The following is a 21,734-nucleotide window of genomic DNA, read 5'->3' on the forward strand; positions in this document are numbered from 1 at the left end:
TGACTAATGACTAATGACTAATGACTAATGACTAATGACTAATGACTAATGACTAATGACTAATGACTAATGACTAACTGCGGAAATTCGCCACCGACTTTTGCAATTTGCTGACCGAACCAGAGAGATCGTCCAAAGAAGCCTTGACATCCGCACCTTTTTGTGCAGTCGTATTAGCAATCTCGTTGACTTGCTGCATACTGTTAGAAACTTCCTCAGCCGAAACAGTTTGCTTGGCAGATGCGCGAGTAATATTCTGCACCAAAGCATTCATTTCTCGACTAACTTCGATGATGGCATTGAGGTGAGTTTTAGCTTCGCTTGCCAGCTTAGTGCCTTCGACTACCTCCAGCGTCCCCGATTCCATTGCCTTCATCACGCGGCTGATTTCTTCTTGAATTGTACCGACAATTTCGGAGATTTCCTCAGTAGCGCCGGCCGATCTTTCTGCTAATTTCCGCACTTCTTCGGCGACAACTGCAAAGCCTAAACCTTGTTCGCCGGCTCGCGCCGCCTCAATAGTAGCATTCAGAGCTAATAAATTAGTTTGCGAAGCAAGTTGAGAAATCGAAGTCACAATTTTGCCAATTTGCTGCGAAGATTCACCCAAACGCTTCATCATTTTTGAGGTAGAGGCGATCGTCACCCGGAGCCCGTTAATGCCTTCGACAGCTCGATCGACCGCCAGACCGCCGACTTCAGCCGTTTGAGAAGACTGCTGGGCAACTGTTTCGGCGCGCACCGAAACATCTCGCACGTCGCGGATCGAATTCACAATCCGCTCGATTTCCCGCATGATGGCAGATATTTTTGCTGCTTGAATTTCCGCCTGTTGGGTGAGTTGACTGGTATTGTTAATTGACTCGCCGGTGGCAGATGTTACCTGTTCGGCTAAAGTTTGAATTCCCGTTACCACCTTCCGCAGAGAACTGATTAAGAAGTTGAAAGAGTCGGCGACAGCACCTAAAACGTCGTTAGTCACTTCCGCCCTGACTGTCAAGTCGCCTTGAGCAGCGCCTTTAATTTCTCCCAACAATTTGAGGACTTGCTGCGTCAGAGAATCAGCTTCAGCTTTGCGTTCTGCTGCCAATTTTTCCAGTCGTTCTTCTGCCTCTTTGCGCTCGGTGATGTCAAAGCGAATGGCGATATATTTGACTATTTTGCCACTGGTATCAAAGATGGGGGAGATCGTCGAATCTACCCAGTAAAACGAGCCATCTTTGCGTCGGTTTTTGATTTCCCCTTTCCACACCAAACCGCGAGAAATTGTCGCCCACATTTCTGGAAAAAATGATTGGGGATGGTAGCCCGAATTGATGAGGCGGTGGTTGTGGTTCAGAAGTTCTCCCATGCTGTAACCGGATATTTCAATGAATCTGTCGTTGGCGTAGGTAATCATGCCTTTGGGGTCAGTTTCGCTGACGATCGCAGCTTCGTCTAGGGCATTTTGCCGAGTTTTTAGTTCTTGCAGCAAGCGTTCCTGTGTCTCGGCCAACTGCTGCATTCGCTGCTGGGATGCTCTTTGTTCGGTGACGTTGCGGCAAACGACTACGCCGCCTTTAAGCGCCCCCGTTTCGTCTCTGAGCGGCCGGCCGTTAACTTTCACCCACAGACCGTCAGGCTTGCCAGCGTGGCGGGTGAAAAGGTCTACGTCGTCAAAGGCTTCTCCTCGAACCGTGCGCGCTAAAGGTATTTCGGCTGGGGGATAGGGAGTTACGGTATCGGGCAAGAATAAACCGTATTTTGCCGACCATTCGTTGGGACGATAATCTGTCGCACCCATGCCAAAGATATCTTGGGCGGCGGGGTTGAACAAAATAAAATTGCTATTTTCGTCGGCAGCAATTATGCCGTCGCCAATGCTGTCTATTAGCAGTTGCAAGAGATTGCTTTGCTGGCGAAATTGCTCTTCGGAACTGGCTAATTGGGCTGTTGTTGTTTCCAGTTGCACCATCGCGTGTTTGCTTTCGGTAACGTCGCGGGCCACTGCATACATGAGCTTTTGTTCGGTTTCAGGTCGCACTTTCCACGACAGCCACCTGTAGGAACCGTCTTTGCAGCGGTAGCGATTTTCAAAGAACTTTATTTCGGTACCCTCGGTTATTCTTTTTGCTGCGGCTATGCTTTCTTCGCGATCGTCTGGATGGAGGAAATAGAGAAAAGATTGGTCTTCCACTTCTTCTAGGGTGTAGCCGAGGGTTGTTGCCCAAGCCGGATTGAGGCGCTTGAATCTGCCTTCAAAATCTAAAATACAAACTAAGTCTAGGGAAAGGGTAAAAAATCGATCGCGCTCTACTTCTGCTTTTTTGCGATCGGTAATTTCGATCGCCACACACCCGATACCGATGGGTTTGCCGTCAGATCCGGGCAAAGGAAAGTATGACGCCAGCCAATCTCGCACGACGCCCGGTTCCTTGAAGAGCGCTCCCGACACCTCAAGATTTAACAACGGTTGATTGGTGGCGAGAACCTGCTGCAACATCGGGTCTAGGTTATCGCTCATTTCGGGTACAACTTCCCTCATCGTCTTACCGAGGTGTTCGGCAACTGAGGGGCCGGTGGTTTCCGCTAATTTCTCGTTGACTTGCACGAAACGCAACTGCTCGTCAAAAATACACATTGAGGTGGGGGCGGCTCTGAAAAATGCGTCAAAGCGATTTTGACGCAAAACTAATTCTCGTTCTAGGGCTTTGCGATCGCTGATGTCGCGAGCTTCGGGAATCAGCAGCACGACTTTGCCGCTGTCGTCTACGATCGGCTTGAGGGAGAAGTCCACAGTGATCGCAGCACCCCCAGCAACTCGCACGTCGGCTTCGTAACGGACTACCTCGCCGGCGGCGGCTTTTGCGAGCGCAGCTTGCACTTTTTGCTTGGCTTCTGGGGAAATTTGCCACCACAAATTATCTACAAACTGCGTCCCTACGAAGTCTTCGCGCCTCAGTCCGGCGACCTCGAGGGCTGTTTGGTTGACTTCCAAAACGGTGCCGTCTGGTTTGAGCAGCCCCACTAATTGGAACGATTGATCGAAAATGGCTCGGAATAGTCTTTCGCGATCGCGCAGCATCTCTTCTGCGCGTTTGCGATCGCTGATGTCGCGAGTAACTGTTGCCAACCCGATCGGCTCGCCGGTTTCTGGGTTTTTGACGGTAAATATGGTGAAGTCAACCGGAATGTTTTCGTCGGTTTGAAAGTTCCTCAAGCGGAATTCACCTTGCCAAAAACCGTCTCGCACAGTAGGCGGCAGGATTTCTTCTTTGAAAAACTTAACATCTTCTGCTGAGAAGAAGTCATAAACATTTTTGCTTTTGACTTCTTCAATATTTGGCAATCCTACTAGTTTCATTCCAGCGGGATTCAGGTATGTTGCCTCTCCCTCCAGGGTGCCCGTGCCGATAAAATCCGAGCTGCTTTCTACGATCGAAATCAATCTTTGCTTTTCGATTTCGGCTTGCTTGCGCTCCGTGATATCGTTGTTAGTTTCTAAAATTGCTTTCGGTTTTCCCTGTTCGTCTCGCTGCAAATTCCAGCGGCTGAATACGGTGATTTTGGTGTCAGAATTGGTGGTGTGAATTATTTCTCCTTCCCAATAATCCTGCTCTTCTAACTGTGCCCAGATAGCTGCTAAAGGCTGGGGGAAAATGCTGTGCAATAGAGTATGGGTGATTTTCCCCAAGGCTTCTTTTTTTGTCCAGCCGTACATCCGTTCGGCTCCCTGATTCCAATAATTAATCGTGCCGTTGATATCCCGAACGATCAAGGCGTCGCTGGCAAGGTCGAGCATTTGCAAGGTCTGCTGCAAGGCTTCTTCTGCGCGCTTGCGTTCTGTAATGTTGCGGGCGATCGTTGAGAGAAATTCAACTTCAGAATTCTCGGATTTGTGGGCAATAACTACTTGAGAAACTGGTAGTTCTTCGCCGTCTAAACTCTGCCAAACTGTCTCGCCACTCCACACTCCGTCCCTGCAAGCTGCGGGGATACCGACGTTCACAAGAGTCTCGATACTTTTGGGGGATGTCAGGTCAGAAACGTTGATTCCGGTTAAATCTGCGTGCGGGCCAAGTCCCAACATTTCTCTGGCGGCGCGGTTGAGATAAATGGCGCGCTGTTGGGAGTCGGCTATGCCTACCCAGTCTGTTGTGGTTTCTAAAATTGCTTTGAACCGCAATAGTTCTTGTTCAGATTGGCGGCGGTCTGTGATGTCGCGCGCCAAGCCTAGCATTCCTAAAATGTTGCCTTTTGCATCTTTGAGGGGCAATTTCTGGGTGTCGAAGGTATGTACTTTGCCGTCAGCTAAGGTGCCTAAGTCGTTGGAGCCCCGGGCGAGGTGGTTCTCGGTTCGGAAGTTTTGGATTTGGTTCTGGGAATCGGTTTCGGCGTGGAAGTTGGGGAAGATTCGATCGACCGATATGCCGATTTCTGCGTCGTCTTTGCCGATAATTTCTGCTTGAGTTTTGCCGAAGGCGGCGGCGAAACCTGCATTGACTAGGGTGTAGCGCAAGTTTCCATCTTTGACGAAGATGCAGTCTGGCGTAGCGTCAATGACTGTGCGCAGCAACCTTTGGGAGCTTTGTGCTTCTGCGAGTGTGTGCCGCAGTTGTTCTTCCATTTGCACGCGCCGGGTGATATCTCTAATCGCGCAAACGAGAAATTTTCTGCCGTCGGCATCTACAAAGGTAGATTTTTTGGGGGAGACAAAGCGGGTATTTCCTGCTGGGTCTGTGATGGTTTTTTGGATTTCGCTGCTGCTATTTGCCAAGAAAGCTAATTCGTCTTTTTCTCGCTCTGCCTCTGCTTCCTCTTTGGGCAAGAACTCGTCGTAGCATTTGCCAATTAGTTCTTCTCTGCTGTGACCTATGTATTGACAAAAGGCATCGTTTAATGTTAACCAGTGGTGCTGTTCGTCTTTGACGTAAATCGGGTCGGGGATGGTGTTGAGGATGTTGTTTAAGAATTGTTCTGAGGCTTTTAATTGCTCTTGGACTGCGGTGCGATCGAGAATTTCCTGTTCCAATTGTGCGTTAGTTTGCAGGAGCTGCTCGGTTCTTTCATTCACTCGCTGCTCTAGTTCTGCAGTTAGCTGCTGCAATGCGGCTTCTGCCTGTTTGCGCTCGGTAATGTCGCGGCCTTCGGCGAGGATTTGAAATACTTCTCCTGTTGCATTTAACAGCGGCTTAAACGACACGTCAATTACTTTCACATCGTTGTTGGCGTCGGTGATTTCGTATTCTTCCCGGACAAACTGGCCGGTCGAGACTTGTTTAATGTTTGTTTTTAGGCGCTGCTGGTTGGTTGGAGATGATGCCCACCCAGGTGTCAGCCAAAATTTCATTCCCAGCACTTCTGATGCTTGGAAATCGCCCAATTCTAGCGCTCTCTGATTTGCTTCGATCAGAGTACCGTCTGACTCCAATAATGCGATCGCTTGAAAAGCTTGGTCGAAGATGGCGTGAAATCGCTGGGTAGTTTCGCTCAGGGCTTGTTCTGTTTCTTTTTTAGAGTTAAGGATTTGGGTGGAACCTACTAAGAAGACGTAGCGGTTGGACAAACTCAAAAAAGCGACCGCCACAATTACAGTTATCCAATCGACTACTGTTTGCACCACCGGAGAGTGCGGCAGTCCTAGGTATTCGGCGGCGTGGCCGCTGTGGCCGAAAGCGCAAGTCCAAAATATGCCTGCTGTGACTGTGGCGAAGATGTCGAACCCGAATTGACGGTTTCGCCACAAAGCTAAGCTAATTAGCCAGGCGATGGTAAAGTAACACCCACAAATGACGAAATTAGCAGCCCCAGCTACCAGCGATACCGAGAAGTCAGGCAATGTCAGGGTGAAAGTCGTTGCGATCCAGGTATAAAGAAGTTCGATCATAAAATTAAGGATTGGCAAATCGGATAGGGGCGATCGTTAGTTAAAATTATTGATGGCAAGCGATTGCAGACTTATCTGTATTGTTGATTTTTACCAGCGTTCGGAATGGGCGATCGCTTCTACATCGACAATCATTAGCAAGCGTCCTTGGGAATTGTAGAGACCTTTTAAGAATGGAGCTAGCTCGGGACTGACATCTAGTGCTGAGACAATGCGATCGGGATTGAGAGGTAAAACTCCTTCGACGCGGGAGACGGCCAATCCCATCCGCATTCTCGACAATCTCACGTCTCGCGGATCGGGCGCTTCCACCACTAAAATGCGGCTGCTTGGGTGGTAGATATCAACCGACTCGATGCCGGCAAACACTCCGAAGTCTGCTGCTGCTAAGATTTCGCCCCGCAAGTTGGTTAATCCCAGCAAAAATGGCAGGGTGTTGGGAACCGGGGAAATCGGTTGTTCCTTGAGAGAAAGGACTTCCCGCACTGCCTCTAATTCTATGCCGAACAGACTGCCTCCTTGACCGAACAGGAGAAATTGCTTTGTTCCACTTGTCTGATTCCCTGCAGCGGGGGGAGCCGTTGTGTTCATGGCTTATTTTTAGTTTCTAGTCTAGCTTACAAATTAGAGTTGTGCTTTTGGTCCGAAAGCCGATCGCTCGCGGCGAGTTTTTCAGCATCAGTTTTGGGCATCAAATGCTTGGGTTAAATAAATCCCGGGTTTGGCAAATAAGCAGGTAGCTATCATTAAACATAAAACTTTTAGGGGCTTCAAAAACCCAGTTTCTTTAAAAAAACGGGGTTTGTCGGTATAATGTTTTTTGGGAACCTGCCGAGCACTTTATATTCTGTTTACGCCGAAAGCAGGCGCTTCACGATCTTGACGAGTTGCTGAGGTTCAAAGGGTTTGCTGACGTAAGCGTCGGCGCCTAAATCGGTTCCCCAAGCTTTATCGATCTCGGTGTTTTTATGAGTACAAAATACTACGGGCAAGTGTGCAGTTGCGCGATCGCCCCGCAATTCTCTAATCACTTCAAACCCGTTCATTCGCGGCATCACTACGTCTAAAACGACCAGAGCCGGACACACTTTTCGGATCAGGGCGATCGCCTCTTCGCCGTCGCCAGCCCGCATCACCTCAAGTCCGGCATCTTGAAGAATGCGGCAGATGATTTCTAGTTCGCTCTTGACATCGTCCACTACTAAAACTTTTGACATGATTCCACACTTCCTTGCTGTTGTTGACGGCCGACTATATTTATTCAGAAGCTGACGCGATCGGCGGCTGTGAGACTAGACCGCGAAAGCGAACAAATTAATGTACTTCCAAATATAATATAGCCGATCGCATTGCTCAAGGTTGGCTGTCAGCGATAAAAAGCGATAAAAATTTACTTCGCTCACGGAATCGCCGTGAATAAATTCATCGGTAATTGGTAATTGGCTTTCCTCAAACGAACAGCTATTACTATAACCATCGAGTGGAATATAAAACCCGGATTTTCTAGGAGCTTTTTTTAGCTTTCTTCCGACTTATCTAGTTGTCATTGCTCGCGATGACGGAAACCACCTCAAACCCTGCAATTGCTTTCGGAGCGGCTCGCGAAAGTTAACCCACCGCGAACAATCACCTCATCAATTAGCAATTAGCCATTAGCCATTCCCCATTACCAATTGCCTGTTCCCCAAATTCAAGCTGCGATAATTACTCGCAAATTGCCCGGTTTTTTAGGAACCCGACAAGCGGTTGAGTAACCCGAGCGCTCAAATGAACAATCGAGCCAAGTTGAGCATAGTCTTAAGTTATTTAGCCAAAGTTTTTGAATAGATTCGGGCAGGGGAGAAGCGATAATTCGCAATTAATTTTCCGGAGCGTACTAAGCTGTTGCGGCATTTAAATTGTATGTCAAAAAAAATCAAAGTCTTGTGGGGTGTCCCGCCCGCCCTGAATATACAATTTAAATGCGCGACAGCTTATCCTAAATTTAACATCATTTGCAGCAGTTGAAAAATACTGCACGGAGCGATCGCTCGGGCTGTTGCGATCGTAGCCGCCGAAAAGTTCGGGGGGACCCTCCTAGGGTTGCAGCAATGTCATGTCAAATCAGCCTTGAGCTACTTCTAGAGCTGATTCGATGCGGCGGATCGCGATCGCCATCCCAAAGCTGTCAAAGCGTTGTCCTGTGACCAGACAGAGCCTGTGTGGTAGCCTGTGGGATTGTAGGCGGGAGATTTGGAGGATTGGGTGCCAATTCCCCAAGCGCCGAGTGGGCGATCGCTTACAGGTGACTCCGCAGTGGCTACAAATGTTTTTTCTCTAGTTAAACAGTATCTAGCATTATTACTAAGAGTGGCTTCCCCTTTTTTCAAAAGTTTAATTTTCTTGATTTTTTGACTCTCGACTTTGACCTTAAATTTTGATGTAGAGCGCCTTGAGGTAATGCTTCCTTCTTTGCATCATATCATTTTTTTCAGCCGACTGCCAACTAACAGTTAGATTCATGAAATAAACTTAACTTTTCTTAAAATAGGCAAAAAAAGTGAAACGGTGGGGGAAAAATCAGAATTATATAGCAATCCTAAATCCTTTGTGAATTTCTTACTCCCTACCCTTTGTAAGGGGAGGGTTGGGGTGGGGTAAAAAATTTACGACTCCTGCAAGGATTGCTATATCGATCAAACTAATATAGCAACCGCCCAAACGGTGAGGAAGTTCTTAATTGCTGAAACATGAGCTGAAGATTGCAACTTCCTTGTTCCTCGTTCCTTATTTCTTCAACATCTGCTACACCCCAGCTAAAACGATAATATGACTCAGGCAGAAACCGGGTGTTTGCGTAAAATAACCGGGTTTATTGAGTGTTGTATATAAGTTTTGGATAAGTAAACCCGCCGTGCGTTTAATTTGTCCTCGCACAGCTATCTGCTGTGGAGTCCTAACTCTGTCAATGCAGTGCCCAGGTGCTGGCTAAATTATTTAATCAGCGCAACGGAGAGCTAAATCGATTTTAGATTTTAGATTTTAGATTTTAGATTTAAAGAAAGCGCTCCCATTGATAAATGCGGGGGCTATCGATTTTAGATTTTAGATTTTAGATTTTAGAATTGAAGAAAGCGCTCCCACTGATAAATCCGGGGGCTATAGATTTTAGATTTTAGATTTTAGATTTTAGAATTGAAGAAAGCGCTCCCATTGATAAATCCGGGGGCTATCGATTTTAGATTTTAGATTTTAGATTTTAGAATTGAAGAAAGCGCTCCCATTGATAAATCCGGGGGCTATAGATTTTAGATTTTAGATTTTAAATTTTAGAATTGAAGAAACCGCTCCCACTGATCGATCCGAGGGCTGGTGAGGAGCATTCCGAGCTTTTTTCTCGCTTCACGGATGAATCAGTCGATTTGAGATTTGAGATTTGAGATTTGAGATTGAAGAAATTGAAGAAATTGAAGAGATTGAAGAAAGCGACCTCACTGATAAACCCGGGGGGCTGGCGATCGGGATTCAAAGCTTTTTCCTCGCTCCACGGATGAATCCGGGGGTTCCGGACCAAATTGCTTGATTGTCAAATTCATCGGTGAGAGAGAGACGGCGATCGGCTATAATAAAGGACTAGAGGAAAAGAACACGCTCAGACCCGAAAATATGGTTGCCATCCAAAGAAATCTCAACATTGCCGCCCTAGAAGCAGAATACAGTCAAAAAACACCGCGAGAAATTCTCAAATTTGCCCTAGAAAATTTTGACAATATCTCAATTTCTTTCAGCGGGGCTGAAGATGTAGTTCTGATCGATATGGCCTCAAAAATTACCAAAAATTTCCGCGTTTTCACCCTAGATACCGGACGCTTGCACTCAGAAACCTATGAGTTTTTGGATCGAGTCAGAAAACATTACGGCATTAAATTAGAAGTAATGTTTCCCGATGCAGCAGAAGTACAAGCCCTAGTAGAAGAAAAGGGATTGTTTAGTTTTTATCAAGACGGTCACAAAGAATGCTGCGGTGTGCGGAAAGTCAAGCCGCTGCGCCGTAAACTGAATACTCTCGATGCTTGGATTACTGGTCAGCGGAAAGACCAAAGTCCCAGTACCCGCAACGGTATTCCGGTCATTGAAGTTGACAGTGCATTCTCAACTCCCGACCATGAATTAATTAAATTCAACCCCTTAGCAAACTGGTCTTCGGCAGAGGTTTGGGAATACATTCGCGCTTTGGAGGTGCCTTACAACAAGTTGCACGAACGCGGTTTTGTCAGCATTGGTTGCGAACCTTGTACGAAGCCGATATTGCCCAGCCAACACGAACGCGAAGGTCGCTGGTGGTGGGAAGAAGCGACGGTAAAAGAGTGCGGTTTGCACGCTGGTAACGCACAAAAATAGTCAAGGGATTAGTCGTAGGGTGCGCAAGAATAAGTGCGCATCACATAAATAGTAGGGTGCGCCAGACCGCGCACCTTACTCAAGAATCAAGGCGGATCGCACAAATAGTAGCCTAAGAATTCGCAATTACAAGAAATAAAAATTAAGATAAGCTTGCAACCGAACTTTGATAGGATGATTAACATTCAGAAAAGTTTTTAAGCCAGGTACTTATGCTCGCGTCAACTAGCGAATTGCTGAACACGGCCCGGAGAAACGCTTATGCGATCGGCGCTTTTAACGTCTACAACCTCGAAGGAGTAAAAGCCGTCATCGATGCCGCCGAAGCGCTGCAAAGTCCTGCTATGCTGCAACTTCACCCCAGCGCCCTCAAATACGGAAAATCGCCTTTAGTCGCGCTTTGCATGGAAGCCGCGCGCAAATCTTTAGTGCCGATCGCAGTACACTTAGATCACAGCACCTCACAAAAAGACATTCATCTCGCCCTAGGCGCCGGCATCAAATCAATTATGGCAGACGGTTCTCCTTTGCCCTACGAACAAAACTTAATATTTACGCGCGAAATGACTAAATTATCCCACGCTAACGGTGCGGTAGTGGAAGCAGAAATCGGCAGAATTAGCGGCACGGAAGACGGTTTGACTATCGAAGAAAAAGCCGCAAAAATGACAGATCCATTGGAAGCAGTAGAGTTTATTAAAGAAACTAAGGTTGATTTTTTAGCAGTAACAATTGGCAACGTTCACGGCAAATATTTCAGCGAACCCAAACTCGATTTCCCGCGTTTAGCAAAAATCCGCGCTTCTGTTTCAGTGCCGTTAGTGCTACACGGTGCTAGCGGTTTGCCGGAATCAATGATCGATCAATCTATTAAATTAGGAGTATCTAAATTTAATGTGAATACGGAAGTTCGCGAAGCTTATATGGACGTGTTAAAAACTAGCAGTTCTTTGTCAGATCCAGATTTGTTGGAAGTAATGGAAAAGGCGATCGATGCCATGCGATCGGTCATTTCTGACAAACTGCAACTTTTTGGTTCGGCCGGAAAAGCTTATTTGCATCAATCTCCCTACGCGGATGAATTCACCGCAAAGAGTACCAGCGACAAACAAGCGGAAACTAATCAAGTTCTTATCAACTCTTAAAGCCTGTGTGTAGTGAGGATCCAGAGTCTTCTTTTGAAGTCAAAAAAAAACTAAAGTCTTGACTGCGAACCAGTTTTTAGTCAGGACTTCAGTCTTCTCTAACCGTTTAAAAATCGATCGGGATCGATGCCAGATTCCCGCAGCCGCCGAATTAAAGACTGCAATTGAGCTTCCGCTTGTTGAGCCCTAGATTCCGCTGACTCGGCCCGCTGCAGTTGCTGTTCCGCTTCAGTGAGAATCCAATTGCCATCAACATCATACCAGCGCAACCACAGTCGATCGATTCCCTGAAACTCCCCTTGCCACAAACCCAAGCCCAAACTTAGGTCAGGAATCCACACTCGCGACTCGGGCAATTCTAATTCTTGATAGTGTCCGCCCTTCAATTCAAACACTCGCAATTTGTTAGTATAGCGGCTGAAAACGGCATAAACAGGAACCCGCAAAATTTGCTCGTAAACCTCCCATTTTCTGGGCGGTTCCTCCTTCGTCTCGGCCTCCAAAACTTGCCCGTTACCCGCAGTGTTTCCCGACTGAGGTGGCAACTTTTCTTCATCGGTATTGTCGCCTAAATCTTCTTTTTCCGTTCCCGGCGAAAGCAGTTCTACAATTACAAAAGGATTCACGCCTTCCTGCCAAGTAACATAACTAATTCGCAGTTCGGATCGATCGTAAAGTCGGGGAACTCCCACAACTCCAAACCAATCCGGCCGCTTGTGCCGCAGAGTGTGATGCACGTCATAATAAAGGTTCATGTCGGTGCCGCTAAATATCTCAGAAGCCGGATAATTCCGAGGTCGAAACGTCAGGGTCAACAACTGCGGCTGCAAATCGTGAAATTCGTCAGGCAAACCAGGTTCCTCCGGGTCTTCGCTGGGTAAATCGTACATGGTCGGCAGCGTTTCTCTGGGCGATCGCGGCGGATCGGTTTGCGGCACAGGATATTTAAAAGGCAACATATAATATTGAGAAATGACTGCATTTATGCTAACATCATTTTTATACTTGCAGGACGAGCGCCAACACCCTGTAAAACGTTTATTTCAAACTTTTCTTCCTCTCTTCCGTGAAGCCAATCTAAAATCTAAAATCTAAAATCTAAAATCGACTGACCCGAACTTCTGCACTATGATCGACATTCCTCAACTGATTGCTCAAGAACTTTCCATTCATCTGTCTCAAGTCAATAATGCTCTGGAACTTTTCGCCGAGGGAGCAACTATTCCGTTTATTGCCCGCTACCGCAAAGAACGCACGGATTTGCTGAATGAAATTCAGTTGCGGGACATCTCCGATCGCTTCACGTATCTGACGGAAATAGAAGACCGCAAAAAATCGATTTTAGATACGATTAGCTCTCAGGGGAAACTCACTGAAGAACTGCAAGCTAAAATCGAATCGTGTTTGCAAAAAAACGAACTAGAAGACCTTTATCTGCCTTACAAACCCAAGCGGCGGACGCGAGCGACAATTGCTAGGGAAAAAGGTTTGGAACCGCTGGCAGAATTTATCAAGTCTCTGAACTTACCGACGGCTAAACCAGCAGATTTGGAGGCGGAAGCAGCTAAATACATTTCGGAAGAAAAGGGAGTTAAAACAGCAGAAGAAGCTCTCAAAGGTGCTGCGGATATTTTGGCGGAAGCGGTTTCGGAAAAAGCAGAATTGCGGGCTTATTTGCGAGAGTTTTTAATGAAAACAGGAGTTTTTGTCTCGAAAATTAAAGATGATTTCCCGGAAGGAAGCACTAAATTTGAAATGTACCGCAATTACCAAGTTGCTGCGAGAAGCGTTCAGTCGCACAATATGTTAGCGCTGTTTCGGGGGGAAACGGAAGGAGTCTTAGATTTGGAACTGGCTTTTGATGAATCCGCAGTGATGGCTTATTTGGAAGCTCAGGAAATTAGAACTAGGATACCGGAAGTTAAAGAGTTTTATCGATCGACTTTGAAGGATGCCTTCAACCGACTGATGAAGACTTCGTTAATTACAGAAGTGCGATCGCACAACAAAGCCGTCGCTGATATCGAGTCGATCGCCACTTTTGAAACCAACCTCCGCGAGTTGCTGCTGTCGGCGCCGGCGGGAATGAAACCGACACTGGCGATCGATCCGGGATTTCGCACGGGGTGTAAAGTTTCCGCCCTAGATGAAACCGGGCAATTTTTAGAATATCAAGCAATTTTTCCCCACCAAGCGGCCGCTCAGCGACAACAAGCTGGTAAAATTGTCAAGCATTTAATTGAAAAATATAAAATTGAATTAATCGCGATCGGCAACGGTACAGCTTCCCGGGAAACAGACGAATTTGTTTCGGAAGTTTTGGCCCAAATGGACAGGAAACCGATTAAAGTCATGGTGAATGAATCCGGTGCATCGATTTATTCAGCCAGCGAGGTGGCGATCGCCGAATTTCCCGACCTCGACATCACCGTCCGCGGCGCAGTCAGCATCGGACGGCGCTTGCAAGACCCCCTCGCCGAACTCGTGAAAATCGACCCGAAATCAATAGGAGTCGGTCAATACCAGCACGATGTTGACCAAAAACTGCTCAAAAAGAAACTCGACGAAACCGTCGAAAGCTGCGTTAATTATGTCGGAGTTGACTTAAACACAGCCTCGAAAGAACTGCTGACATTTGTATCGGGAATGACGGCCACAGTTGCCAAAAATATCGTCAATTACCGCAACGAAAACGGCGCATTTAAAAATCGCCGCCAACTCCTGAAAGTTCCCAAACTCGGACCAAAAGCTTTTGAACAAGCAGCCGGGTTTCTCCGCATTCGCGGCGGCGAAAACCCCCTGGACAATACAGCAGTTCATCCAGAAAGTTATCCTGTCGTGCAGGCGATCGCCAAGGATTTAGACTTGCCGCTGACAGGAATAACACAAATTTCGGAAAAAATCAAGACTGTAAACATCAAGAAATATGTCACCGAAAAAGTCGGTGAACCAACACTCCGAGACATTATTTCCGAACTAGAAAAACCGGGAAGAGACCCGCGTGCCGAGTTTAAATATGCCACTTTCCAAGCAGGAATCAAAGAAATCTCCGATTTGCAAGTTGGGATGGAATTAGAAGGCATAATCACGAATGTAGCTAACTTTGGAGCCTTTGTTGATGTGGGAGTGCACCAAGATGGTTTGGTTCATGTTTCTCAATTAGCCGATCGATTCGTAGATGACCCGAAACAGATTGTTAAAGTCGGGCAAGTTGTGAAAGTGCGGGTTTTGGAGGTGAATGAGAAGTTAAAGCGGGTTAGTTTGACAATGAAGCTGCAAGAAAAACCGCAACCGCAAAATGGCAATAGCGCGAGGCTTCCGCCCCCGCGCCGACGTTGAAACTTTGGGGGAAAGCTGAAAAAGGGCGATGGCGTCCCGCCCTCGCCCGTGCTACGGCTATAATTGTGTAATCCTCACCAACCTCAAATTTATATGGTTGCAAGTAAAAGCGACACCTACGTCTCTCCTGAAGATTATTTAGCAGCCGAGAAAGTCAGTCCGATCAAACACGAGTACAGGCAAGGTGAAATCTATGCAATGGCAGGGGCAAGCAAAGCTCATGTTATCATTTCGGGAAATGCGTTTGCACTGTTGAGAAATCATCTTCGGGGGAGTGGCTGCATAACTTACATGGCAGATATGAAAGTTCGGATTGAGGCATCAAATTTCTATTACTATCCCGATGTAGCGGTTAGTTGTGATGAACGAGACAAAAATGCTGATGAAGATTTCATTCGCTACCCGCGCTTAATTGTGGAAGTTTTATCGCCGACTACAGCGGCTTTTGACAGAGGCGATAAATTTGCTGATTACCGCACTTCTGAAAGTTTGCAAGAGTATGTATTAATCAATCAAGAAAGAGTTAGTGTAGAGTGTTTTCGCCGGAATGCAGAGGGTTTGTGGGTGCTTTATCCTTACACTCAAGGACAAGAGGTTCAGTTTGCTAGCGTTAATTTTAGCTGTGCGATCGAGATATTGTATGAAGATGCGATCGAGATTACTTGATTTTAATTACTCCTGAATCACTGGAATAATGCGGAATTAGATCTGGAGATGATTGAACCGCGAAGACGCGAAGGACGCGAAGGAAGAGAAGAGAAGAAGAAGCTGGTAATTGCTATTTTTTCTGGGTGGCTTTCCAAGTGCCGCCGTAGAAGTAAAAAGGATTGTTTTTACTTACCGATCCCCAACATTTAAGACACAAAAAAAACCACTGCCCCGACTCGTCATACCGGGCGCGGTAGAGAGTCGGGGCAGATTGGGAACAGCGATCGCAATATTTGATTCTGATTGCCCTGGCCATTGTTACTCAGTTTCAAACAATAAGGGACTCTTGAGGGCGGGCGAATATCATGCGGCCGGCGCTGGTTTGCAGGGCGCTGGTGACTACGACTCGGGCTTCGCCGCCGACATAGCTGCTTCCTGCTTCTACGACAACCATTGTGCCGTCATCCAAGTAACCGATTCCCTGAGAGGGTTCTTTGCCTTCTTTGCGGATTTTTAGTTCGATCGTATCTCCCGGCAAATAAGTGGGCCGCACCGCATGAGTCAAATCGTTGATATTCAAAACCGGCAGTTTTTGGACGGTAGCTACTTTCGATAAGTTGTAATCGTTGGTGAGCAAAATGCCGTCGATCTCCAAAGCGAACCGGACTAATTTCGCATCGACTGTGGCAAGATCTTCGTAGTCTGCCGAGTGAATTTGAATCCGTTCTGGATATGTTTCTTTGATGCGGTTGAGTACATCTAAGCCGCGGCGCCCGCGCACTCGCTTTTGATCGTTGGCGGAATCAGCTACCAGTTGCAGTTCTTGGAGCACGAATTGCGGCACGATAATTTGACCTTCGAGGAAACCTGTTTCTAGCAGGTTTTCAATTCGACCGTCAATAATGCAGCTAGTATCGACAACTTTGGCACTTGCTGGTTTGAAGGTACCTTCGGCTACCAACACCGTGTCAAAGCTTTTGGGGTTGATCAGCCGCAAGAAAGCGCGGCCGTGGGTGTCGGTCAAACTGACGCCTGTGAAGCCGAACATGACGCTACCCAAGACTGCGACTAGAGGTTTGATGAAGCCGAACTCGCGGGGAATTGGCAGCAGGAACAGCGGAGCCAGCATTAAGTTCGCTACTAGCAGTCCGATGATTAAGCCGATCGCCCGCGTCAGCAGCATCTCCACTGGCAGATCGCGGACTTGTTTTTCCAGACGGCGATAGGTTGTTTGAGCCACTAATCCCATCACGAAGCCGATTAATGCTCCAAAGGAGCCTAGTACAGAACTTAAACCTTGTATATTTGTAACTTGCTGCAGCAGATTGCTCGGCAGCAGTTCGACTCCGTAATAGCCGATGCCTCCGCCTGCGATTATGAATGAGATAATTATGATTGCGTCTAGCATTAGTTCTAGTTGTTAATGAATTTATTCACATTATATCTTTTCAGTGCTGATACTTGTTTTCATGCTTTGGTCGGATATCGCTATCTTTACTCAGGGCTTTTCATAAACTTATATTTCGCCGTTGTACCCTTTGCGGGATGTGCCGCCGAGTCGATCGGCATTTACCACGCCCCGCCGAAAGCAGGCACGAGGTGCGAATAGACCGCCCTGCGAGCTGTCCGGGAATTGTGGCAGCTCGAAACTGGTACGAGGTTAAACTACAAGAGCCGATCGTTTGCAGCGCTTTTTTGCTAACAAAATGTCATAATATACATAATTATTCATAACAGTTTAATTAAAACTTTAGATTTGATGTTGAGCTTGCGGCTCCAGAGCTAATGAACCCTACCACAGATTATTTAACATTTGAATTAAAAAAAAGTGCGCAAGTGGCAAATTCCGGCATTCCCAGTTCGGCTTACCTGCACGTACCTTTTTGTCGCCGCCGCTGTTACTACTGCGATTTTCCGGTTTTTGTGGTGGGCGATCGCAAACATGGCGAGAATTCCGGCACAATTATGCAATACGTTGCTGTACTGTGTCAAGAAATTCAAGAAACTAAAAATTTAGGCGCATCTCTGAAAACAGTTTTTTTTGGTGGCGGCACGCCTTCGCTGCTTTCTGTCACTCAGTTGAGCAATATTTTAGAGACTCTCGACGGCAAATTTGGGATTGCTGCTGAGGCGGAAATTTCTATAGAAATAGACCCGGGTACGTTTACTTTAGAACAGTTGCGGGGATATGCAGCGGCGGGAGTAAATCGAGTTAGTTTGGGAGTGCAAGCTTTTCAGGATGAATTGCTGCAAGCTTGCGGGCGATCGCATTCTGTCGCTGATATTTTTGAAGCGGTAAAAATAATTCGATCGGCTGGTATGGTCAATTTCAGTTTAGACCTGATTTCGGGACTGCCGCACCAAACTTTAGAACAGTGGGAAGCTTCCTTGCAATCGGCGGTGGAAATTAGCCCGACTCACCTGTCGAGTTACGACTTAATTGTTGAGCATGGAACTGCTTTCGGGCGCTACTTTCAAGCAGGGGCGCAGCCGCTACCAGCAGATGAAACCGCTGCTGGTATGTACCGTTTGGCGCGGGAAATTCTCACCGGTGCTGGCTACGAACATTATGAAATTTCTAATTACGCTCGCGATGGCTATCAGTGCCGCCACAACCGCGTTTATTGGGAAAATCGCCCTTATTACGGCTTGGGCATGGGGGCGGCGAGTTACGTGGAAGGCCGGAGGTTGACAAGGCCTCGCAAAACTCAAGAATATTATCAGTGGGTGCGATCGATGTCTCGCCTCAATTCCCCTGCTACCTCAAAACTTGGAGGGGAAACCCAGCCAGATAGGGATCGAGAAATTGAGCAAAATTTTCAAGTCTCAGACAATGACGTTTTGTTAGAAACGCTGATGCTAGGTTTGCGTTTAGCAGAAGGAGTTAGCCTGTCGGCGCTGACTCAAAAGTTTACTCAGCAAACCGTCGATAAAATTTGGCGTTGTTTGCAGCCCTACTGGCGGCAAGGATGGGTGGAAATTATGACTGAGGATAGGGCGATTCCCTACGGGATAGCTCCGCTTCACGCAACTTTAGGCGAGGGCGCGAAACTGCCGCTTTCGGGCAATTTGAGGTTGAGCGATCCCGACGGTTTTTTATTTTCTAATACAATTTTAGCCGATTTGTTCAGCAAGTTAGGCGAGGATAATTAGCTCTGTCTGAGGAAGTACACCCCCCGGTAAGCGCGATCGACCTTAAAGCCGAGGCCGCCAATGTGACAGCCAGCAAATGAAATTGAGCCCTTGCTTTATGCTGTCAAAAATGACCTATTTTCTATCGATCCCTAAACAAATCTTAAAGGCGAACTAAGCCTTGAGATAGACGCAGCGACTGAAATCCGGCTGTCATACTTAGGAGTAACAATTTAAAAAATACCTTGATGGAAACTCTAACTTTAGAACGCAACAACATCCACAGCAATCCCAATCTGGCAATTAGCGAGCGCGGCTGCAATCAGGCTTCAAAGTGTAATTTTTGCGGTCACTACAAAATGCAAAGAGGTTCAGTGGGTCACTGTCAATTGTTGAACGCACCTGTTCGGGGAGGATGGAAATCTTGCGCTTTAGCAATGCCGCCTTTTGCACCTTCTTGGGAATACGTGGAATGCGCCAATGTTTCCCCAGCGGCCTTAATTAATTAACCCAAACAATGTAGAAAAAATTTTGTTTTAACGGATGATATGCTATATATGCTATATTTAGTTTAGGCCAGTCGCTGATGGCTCGCACAATTTCACAAACAAGTTAAAAAAATGAATTTGACACTAAATGAAGTTATTTCCGAACCTCAGGCCCCCATTTTGTGTTGGTATCTAAATACTACCAGCCAAGTGCAAATCGCTCGGATTACAAATATTCCTAATTGGTATTTTGAGCGGACGGTTTTTCCAGGGGATCGTTTTTTGTTTGAAGCGCTGCCGGAAGCTCAGTTAGAAGTTTGCAGGAGTACGGAGACGGGTGGTATTGTGTGCGAGCGAATTTTGTGCGATCGGCTGCGAGTTGAAGAGTTAAGCACGGCTGATTGAAGATAATTCCCCAGACTTACCAACGAGGGGTAGAAACCCGGTTTTTTTTCAGAAACCGGGTTTCTCTGTGTGATTATAAAAACTCGGTTCGCGATCGCACTTGCAAACCAAAACACTAGCTATGGAGATGCTGCGTAATATCATGTCCGGTCGAGGGACCGCGATTTTTGTATGGGCCCGTGAGCCAAGAATACCTGCCAATAACTGACCATCTCAAAAACCCGCCCCTACCGGGATATTATGGTTAATCGATCGGACATGATATAAGTCCTGAAGAGAAAGGTTTAGGCCCAGAGATTAGGCTTCCATTGATTGCGGATAGCTTCAACCAAAAGTCCTTCTAGGTTCCGCACCTTTCCCCGCTGCTGATTTTCTGCAACAACCGCCATTGCATCCCGTACCACCTCAACGCTGGTAGTGAGGAGCAAGTTTTTGAGCCAGGCATTCAATTTGAATCCGGCTGCTTCTACTTCTTGCCAAATGGTATTATGGCGATCGCTTGCGGGAACTGCTTGAGTCTTGGCAGAATTCGGATCGGCCTGAGCTAAGGTCATTAGACGATCGAGGCGATCGACACCGCCCCGCTCTAGAAGGTAAACTTAGCTCGAAGGATTTACCAGAAACCTGTTGGGAAGTTTCTTTGAATCTCTATGGTCAGCATTTTGGGTCAACACAATTCTTTCAGAAGAAAATTGATGCTTTGCTTGAATTTCAACAGAAAAATTTTGTGCTTTCTGCATTGAACCTTGCGTTGCGCTATGAATGTGAGCCTTCATGGATGGTGGAGCGGCTGCAAAGTCACTGGTCATACTGGAAAAAATACATAGATTCGGTATTTTTCCTTTCACACACCTATGCTGAAAAATTGTTGAAGGCTTGGGATATTTCTAAAGCTGAAGCTACAGAACTAGCTGAAACAATTTTTGATAGTCTTTGGAGATAAGCTGTTGTGCATTTAAATTGTATATTTCGAGTCCCGATCAAAAATCGTCAAATCCTCTCCCCCTCTCCCCTTCACCCCCTCTCCCTCTCTAATACCATAGGCAATCTAGATGCAACACAGCTTATGAGCCTTTTCATTCTACTAAGGAAGTTGTATGGGATTGGCCAGAACCAAAGACACTTTCGCCGCAATTAATACTAATGTTGAGGTGTCTCCGTATAATAGCCTTCCTTAGAATGCAAGTACCTAGTAACCGCTTAGACATGAGGATAGATGAGGGCGATGCTGTCCTTTCATCGGCAATATGTAGGCAAACAAGAGAGAACTATCAATCATCTGTTCGCTTTGTTCCTGATGATACTGCTGAAACTGTGGAGCGTCTGTTGCAGCATTCGGAGTTAATACCAGAACTTCTAGTAAGTTTGGAAACAATTTTATGGCTGATTAATAAGCCTAATCAAGCAAATGGATCTAGCTTTATTGAGAGTATCGGTTCAATTGAACAAAGCGTAGGACTTTTAAGAAAATTTTTGTTCAATTCTGGCTTAAGAGAAACCTGGCCTCTTTTAGCTCTAGCTGTCGAGCAACAAAAAGTTAAAGGGCAGGATGCTGTGAATCGGTTGCTACCCTTCTTGGATGGTGAGACTCAGATATCTATTGCTGGCCAAGTAGTAGAGACAATTCAAGAGTATTTTAAACAATCAGATGAGAGGCAAAAACAACGATTTTTCATGGCACTACGAGAGCAAATTGGATTAGATGAAATCTTACCTGGATTAAAGCAGTTTGCCGAACCTATGGATCTAACTGTTGACGAGTTGGTAGGAGCATACATTAAGGTTTACTCTGGCTATGGGTATCCAGGTTCTCAGCAAAATGAATATACCATTGACCAAATTAAAAAGTTACTGACTACTGCCACAGATGCCATAAAACAGGGTGATAAACCAAAGAGACCGTTGTGGTTTATCTTTGAATTCCCGTGGTCGTCTGATTTAGCTGTAATAGGACAAGCACGACAACTCTTAGAAGTAATTCTTGACAATTACTCGGAATCTTCAGAATTTCCCATTACCGAGCTAAGTGCTACTCTCTTCCTCAAGTTGTTGGTTTATGACACTCATATACAAGAAATAGCACCTCGTTTGTTTACAATTCTGCCACTTACTAAACTTTTTGAATTTAGAATAGCTTGGCTTATTCGTGCTATTTCCGGTGAAATTGCCCCCGAATATCTATCCGTACTGCAATCGTTAACGCAGCACGAGCAAGAAGCTGTGCGTGTAGGAAGCGCACTTCTTTTGAAAGCTGTTATAGACTCAATAGATGACTATCCTGGGTATAGAAAAACCGCATTTAAAGGGTTAAAATTTCTTGGGTAGATTCAA

At 46.4% G+C, this 21,734-nt stretch carries 17 protein-coding genes; 10 read left to right on the forward strand and 7 right to left on the reverse strand.

Annotated elements, in window-relative coordinates; all coding sequences use genetic code 11:
* Window positions 1-73: 73 nt before the first annotated feature.
* The 4 genes from QUB61_RS25620 to QUB61_RS25635 form a co-directional block, all read right to left on the reverse strand.
* Window positions 74-5,866, reverse strand: coding sequence for a PAS domain S-box protein (locus QUB61_RS25620; protein ID WP_333132942.1), 5,793 nt, complete (start codon window positions 5,864-5,866; stop codon window positions 74-76).
* 90 nt (window positions 5,867-5,956) lie between these two features.
* Window positions 5,957-6,457: a chemotaxis protein CheW gene (locus QUB61_RS25625; protein ID WP_333132941.1), complete on the reverse strand. Its 501-nt coding sequence runs from the start codon at window positions 6,455-6,457 to the stop codon at window positions 5,957-5,959.
* A 260-nt stretch (window positions 6,458-6,717) separates the two neighbouring features.
* Entirely contained in the window at window positions 6,718-7,083 is a 366-nt protein-coding gene (locus QUB61_RS25630) for a response regulator (RefSeq protein ID WP_333132940.1), read from the reverse strand.
* A 903-nt stretch (window positions 7,084-7,986) separates the two neighbouring features.
* The gene (locus QUB61_RS25635; protein WP_333132939.1) at window positions 7,987-8,235 is read right to left on the reverse strand and encodes a hypothetical protein; all 249 of its coding nucleotides are present in this window, start codon (window positions 8,233-8,235) and stop codon (window positions 7,987-7,989) included.
* Window positions 8,236-9,281: 1,046 nt separating this feature from the next.
* Here QUB61_RS25635 and QUB61_RS25640 point away from each other — a divergent pair.
* From QUB61_RS25640 to QUB61_RS25650, 3 genes are all read left to right on the forward strand, one after another.
* The gene (locus QUB61_RS25640; RefSeq protein ID WP_333190173.1) at window positions 9,282-9,428 is read left to right on the forward strand and encodes a hypothetical protein; all 147 of its coding nucleotides are present in this window, start codon (window positions 9,282-9,284) and stop codon (window positions 9,426-9,428) included.
* Window positions 9,425-10,246: a phosphoadenylyl-sulfate reductase gene (locus QUB61_RS25645; RefSeq protein WP_333132938.1), complete on the forward strand. Its 822-nt coding sequence runs from the start codon at window positions 9,425-9,427 to the stop codon at window positions 10,244-10,246. Before QUB61_RS25640 ends, QUB61_RS25645 begins: the two co-directional genes overlap by 4 nt.
* 212 nt (window positions 10,247-10,458) lie before the next feature.
* Complete coding sequence (locus tag QUB61_RS25650; protein WP_333132937.1) at window positions 10,459-11,391, forward strand: class II fructose-bisphosphate aldolase; 933 nt, start codon at window positions 10,459-10,461, stop codon at window positions 11,389-11,391.
* A 98-nt stretch (window positions 11,392-11,489) separates the two neighbouring features.
* Here the strand turns inward: QUB61_RS25650 and QUB61_RS25655 are convergent, their stop codons facing one another.
* Window positions 11,490-12,350 (reverse strand): Uma2 family endonuclease, encoded by an 861-nt coding sequence (locus QUB61_RS25655; protein ID WP_333132936.1) that lies wholly within the window; start codon window positions 12,348-12,350, stop codon window positions 11,490-11,492.
* A gap of 169 nt (window positions 12,351-12,519) precedes the next feature.
* Here QUB61_RS25655 and QUB61_RS25660 point away from each other — a divergent pair, with 169 nt between their 5' ends.
* The gene (locus QUB61_RS25660) at window positions 12,520-14,730 is read left to right on the forward strand and encodes a Tex family protein (protein ID WP_333132935.1); all 2,211 of its coding nucleotides are present in this window, start codon (window positions 12,520-12,522) and stop codon (window positions 14,728-14,730) included.
* Window positions 14,731-14,823: 93 nt separating this feature from the next.
* Entirely contained in the window at window positions 14,824-15,396 is a 573-nt protein-coding gene (locus QUB61_RS25665) for a Uma2 family endonuclease (protein WP_333132934.1), read from the forward strand.
* A gap of 310 nt (window positions 15,397-15,706) precedes the next feature.
* Here QUB61_RS25665 and QUB61_RS25670 read toward each other — a convergent pair whose 3' ends face one another.
* Window positions 15,707-16,786, reverse strand: coding sequence for a PIN/TRAM domain-containing protein (locus QUB61_RS25670; RefSeq protein ID WP_333132933.1), 1,080 nt, complete (start codon window positions 16,784-16,786; stop codon window positions 15,707-15,709).
* Window positions 16,787-17,163: 377 nt separating this feature from the next.
* Here QUB61_RS25670 and hemW point away from each other — a divergent pair, with 377 nt between their 5' ends.
* The 3 genes from hemW to QUB61_RS25685 all read left to right on the forward strand — a co-directional run bounded on the left by hemW (window position 17,164) and on the right by QUB61_RS25685 (window position 19,403).
* Window positions 17,164-18,531, forward strand: a complete 1,368-nt coding sequence (hemW, locus tag QUB61_RS25675) for a radical SAM family heme chaperone HemW (RefSeq protein ID WP_333132932.1) — start codon at window positions 17,164-17,166, stop codon at window positions 18,529-18,531.
* Window positions 18,532-18,758: 227 nt separating this feature from the next.
* Window positions 18,759-19,019: a hypothetical protein gene (locus QUB61_RS25680; protein WP_333132931.1), complete on the forward strand. Its 261-nt coding sequence runs from the start codon at window positions 18,759-18,761 to the stop codon at window positions 19,017-19,019.
* A gap of 111 nt (window positions 19,020-19,130) precedes the next feature.
* On the forward strand, window positions 19,131-19,403 hold the full coding sequence (locus QUB61_RS25685; protein ID WP_333132930.1) for a DUF1830 domain-containing protein: 273 nt from the start codon (window positions 19,131-19,133) through the stop codon (window positions 19,401-19,403).
* A 284-nt stretch (window positions 19,404-19,687) separates the two neighbouring features.
* On the opposite strand, the gene QUB61_RS25690 is transcribed toward QUB61_RS25685, so the two are convergent.
* Window positions 19,688-19,957, reverse strand: coding sequence for a hypothetical protein (locus tag QUB61_RS25690; protein ID WP_333132929.1), 270 nt, complete (start codon window positions 19,955-19,957; stop codon window positions 19,688-19,690).
* Between the two features lie 86 nt (window positions 19,958-20,043).
* Between QUB61_RS25690 and QUB61_RS25695 the strand changes: the two genes are divergently transcribed.
* The gene (locus QUB61_RS25695) at window positions 20,044-20,346 is read left to right on the forward strand and encodes a hypothetical protein (protein WP_333132928.1); all 303 of its coding nucleotides are present in this window, start codon (window positions 20,044-20,046) and stop codon (window positions 20,344-20,346) included.
* Window positions 20,347-20,582: 236 nt separating this feature from the next.
* A complete protein-coding gene (locus QUB61_RS25700; RefSeq protein ID WP_333132927.1) occupies window positions 20,583-21,728 on the forward strand; it encodes a hypothetical protein in 1,146 nt (381 codons plus the stop codon).
* The last annotated feature ends 6 nt before the right edge of the window (window positions 21,729-21,734 follow it).

Source organism: Microcoleus sp. C2D2 (assembly GCF_036702495.1).
In the GTDB taxonomy this organism is placed as follows: Bacteria; Cyanobacteriota; Cyanobacteriia; order Cyanobacteriales; family Microcoleaceae; genus Microcoleus.

Bases quoted from the DNA above. Each gene is read 5' to 3' on its own strand.
- QUB61_RS25680 (WP_333132931.1), top strand. From the start codon at position 18,759: ATGGAAACTCTAACTTTAGAACGCAACAACATCCACAGCAATCCCAAT.
- QUB61_RS25690 (WP_333132929.1), bottom strand. From the start codon at position 19,957: ATGACCTTAGCTCAGGCCGATCCGAATTCTGCCAAGACTCAAGCAGTT.
- hemW (WP_333132932.1), top strand. From the start codon at position 17,164: ATGAACCCTACCACAGATTATTTAACATTTGAATTAAAAAAAAGTGCG.
- QUB61_RS25620 (WP_333132942.1), bottom strand. From the start codon at position 5,866: ATGATCGAACTTCTTTATACCTGGATCGCAACGACTTTCACCCTGACA.
- QUB61_RS25685 (WP_333132930.1), top strand. From the start codon at position 19,131: ATGAATTTGACACTAAATGAAGTTATTTCCGAACCTCAGGCCCCCATT.
- QUB61_RS25655 (WP_333132936.1), bottom strand. From the start codon at position 12,350: ATGTTGCCTTTTAAATATCCTGTGCCGCAAACCGATCCGCCGCGATCG.
- QUB61_RS25630 (WP_333132940.1), bottom strand. From the start codon at position 7,083: ATGTCAAAAGTTTTAGTAGTGGACGATGTCAAGAGCGAACTAGAAATC.
- QUB61_RS25670 (WP_333132933.1), bottom strand. From the start codon at position 16,786: ATGCTAGACGCAATCATAATTATCTCATTCATAATCGCAGGCGGAGGC.
- QUB61_RS25665 (WP_333132934.1), top strand. From the start codon at position 14,824: ATGGTTGCAAGTAAAAGCGACACCTACGTCTCTCCTGAAGATTATTTA.
- QUB61_RS25660 (WP_333132935.1), top strand. From the start codon at position 12,520: ATGATCGACATTCCTCAACTGATTGCTCAAGAACTTTCCATTCATCTG.
- QUB61_RS25700 (WP_333132927.1), top strand. From the start codon at position 20,583: ATGCAAGTACCTAGTAACCGCTTAGACATGAGGATAGATGAGGGCGAT.
- QUB61_RS25625 (WP_333132941.1), bottom strand. From the start codon at position 6,457: ATGAACACAACGGCTCCCCCCGCTGCAGGGAATCAGACAAGTGGAACA.
- QUB61_RS25650 (WP_333132937.1), top strand. From the start codon at position 10,459: ATGCTCGCGTCAACTAGCGAATTGCTGAACACGGCCCGGAGAAACGCT.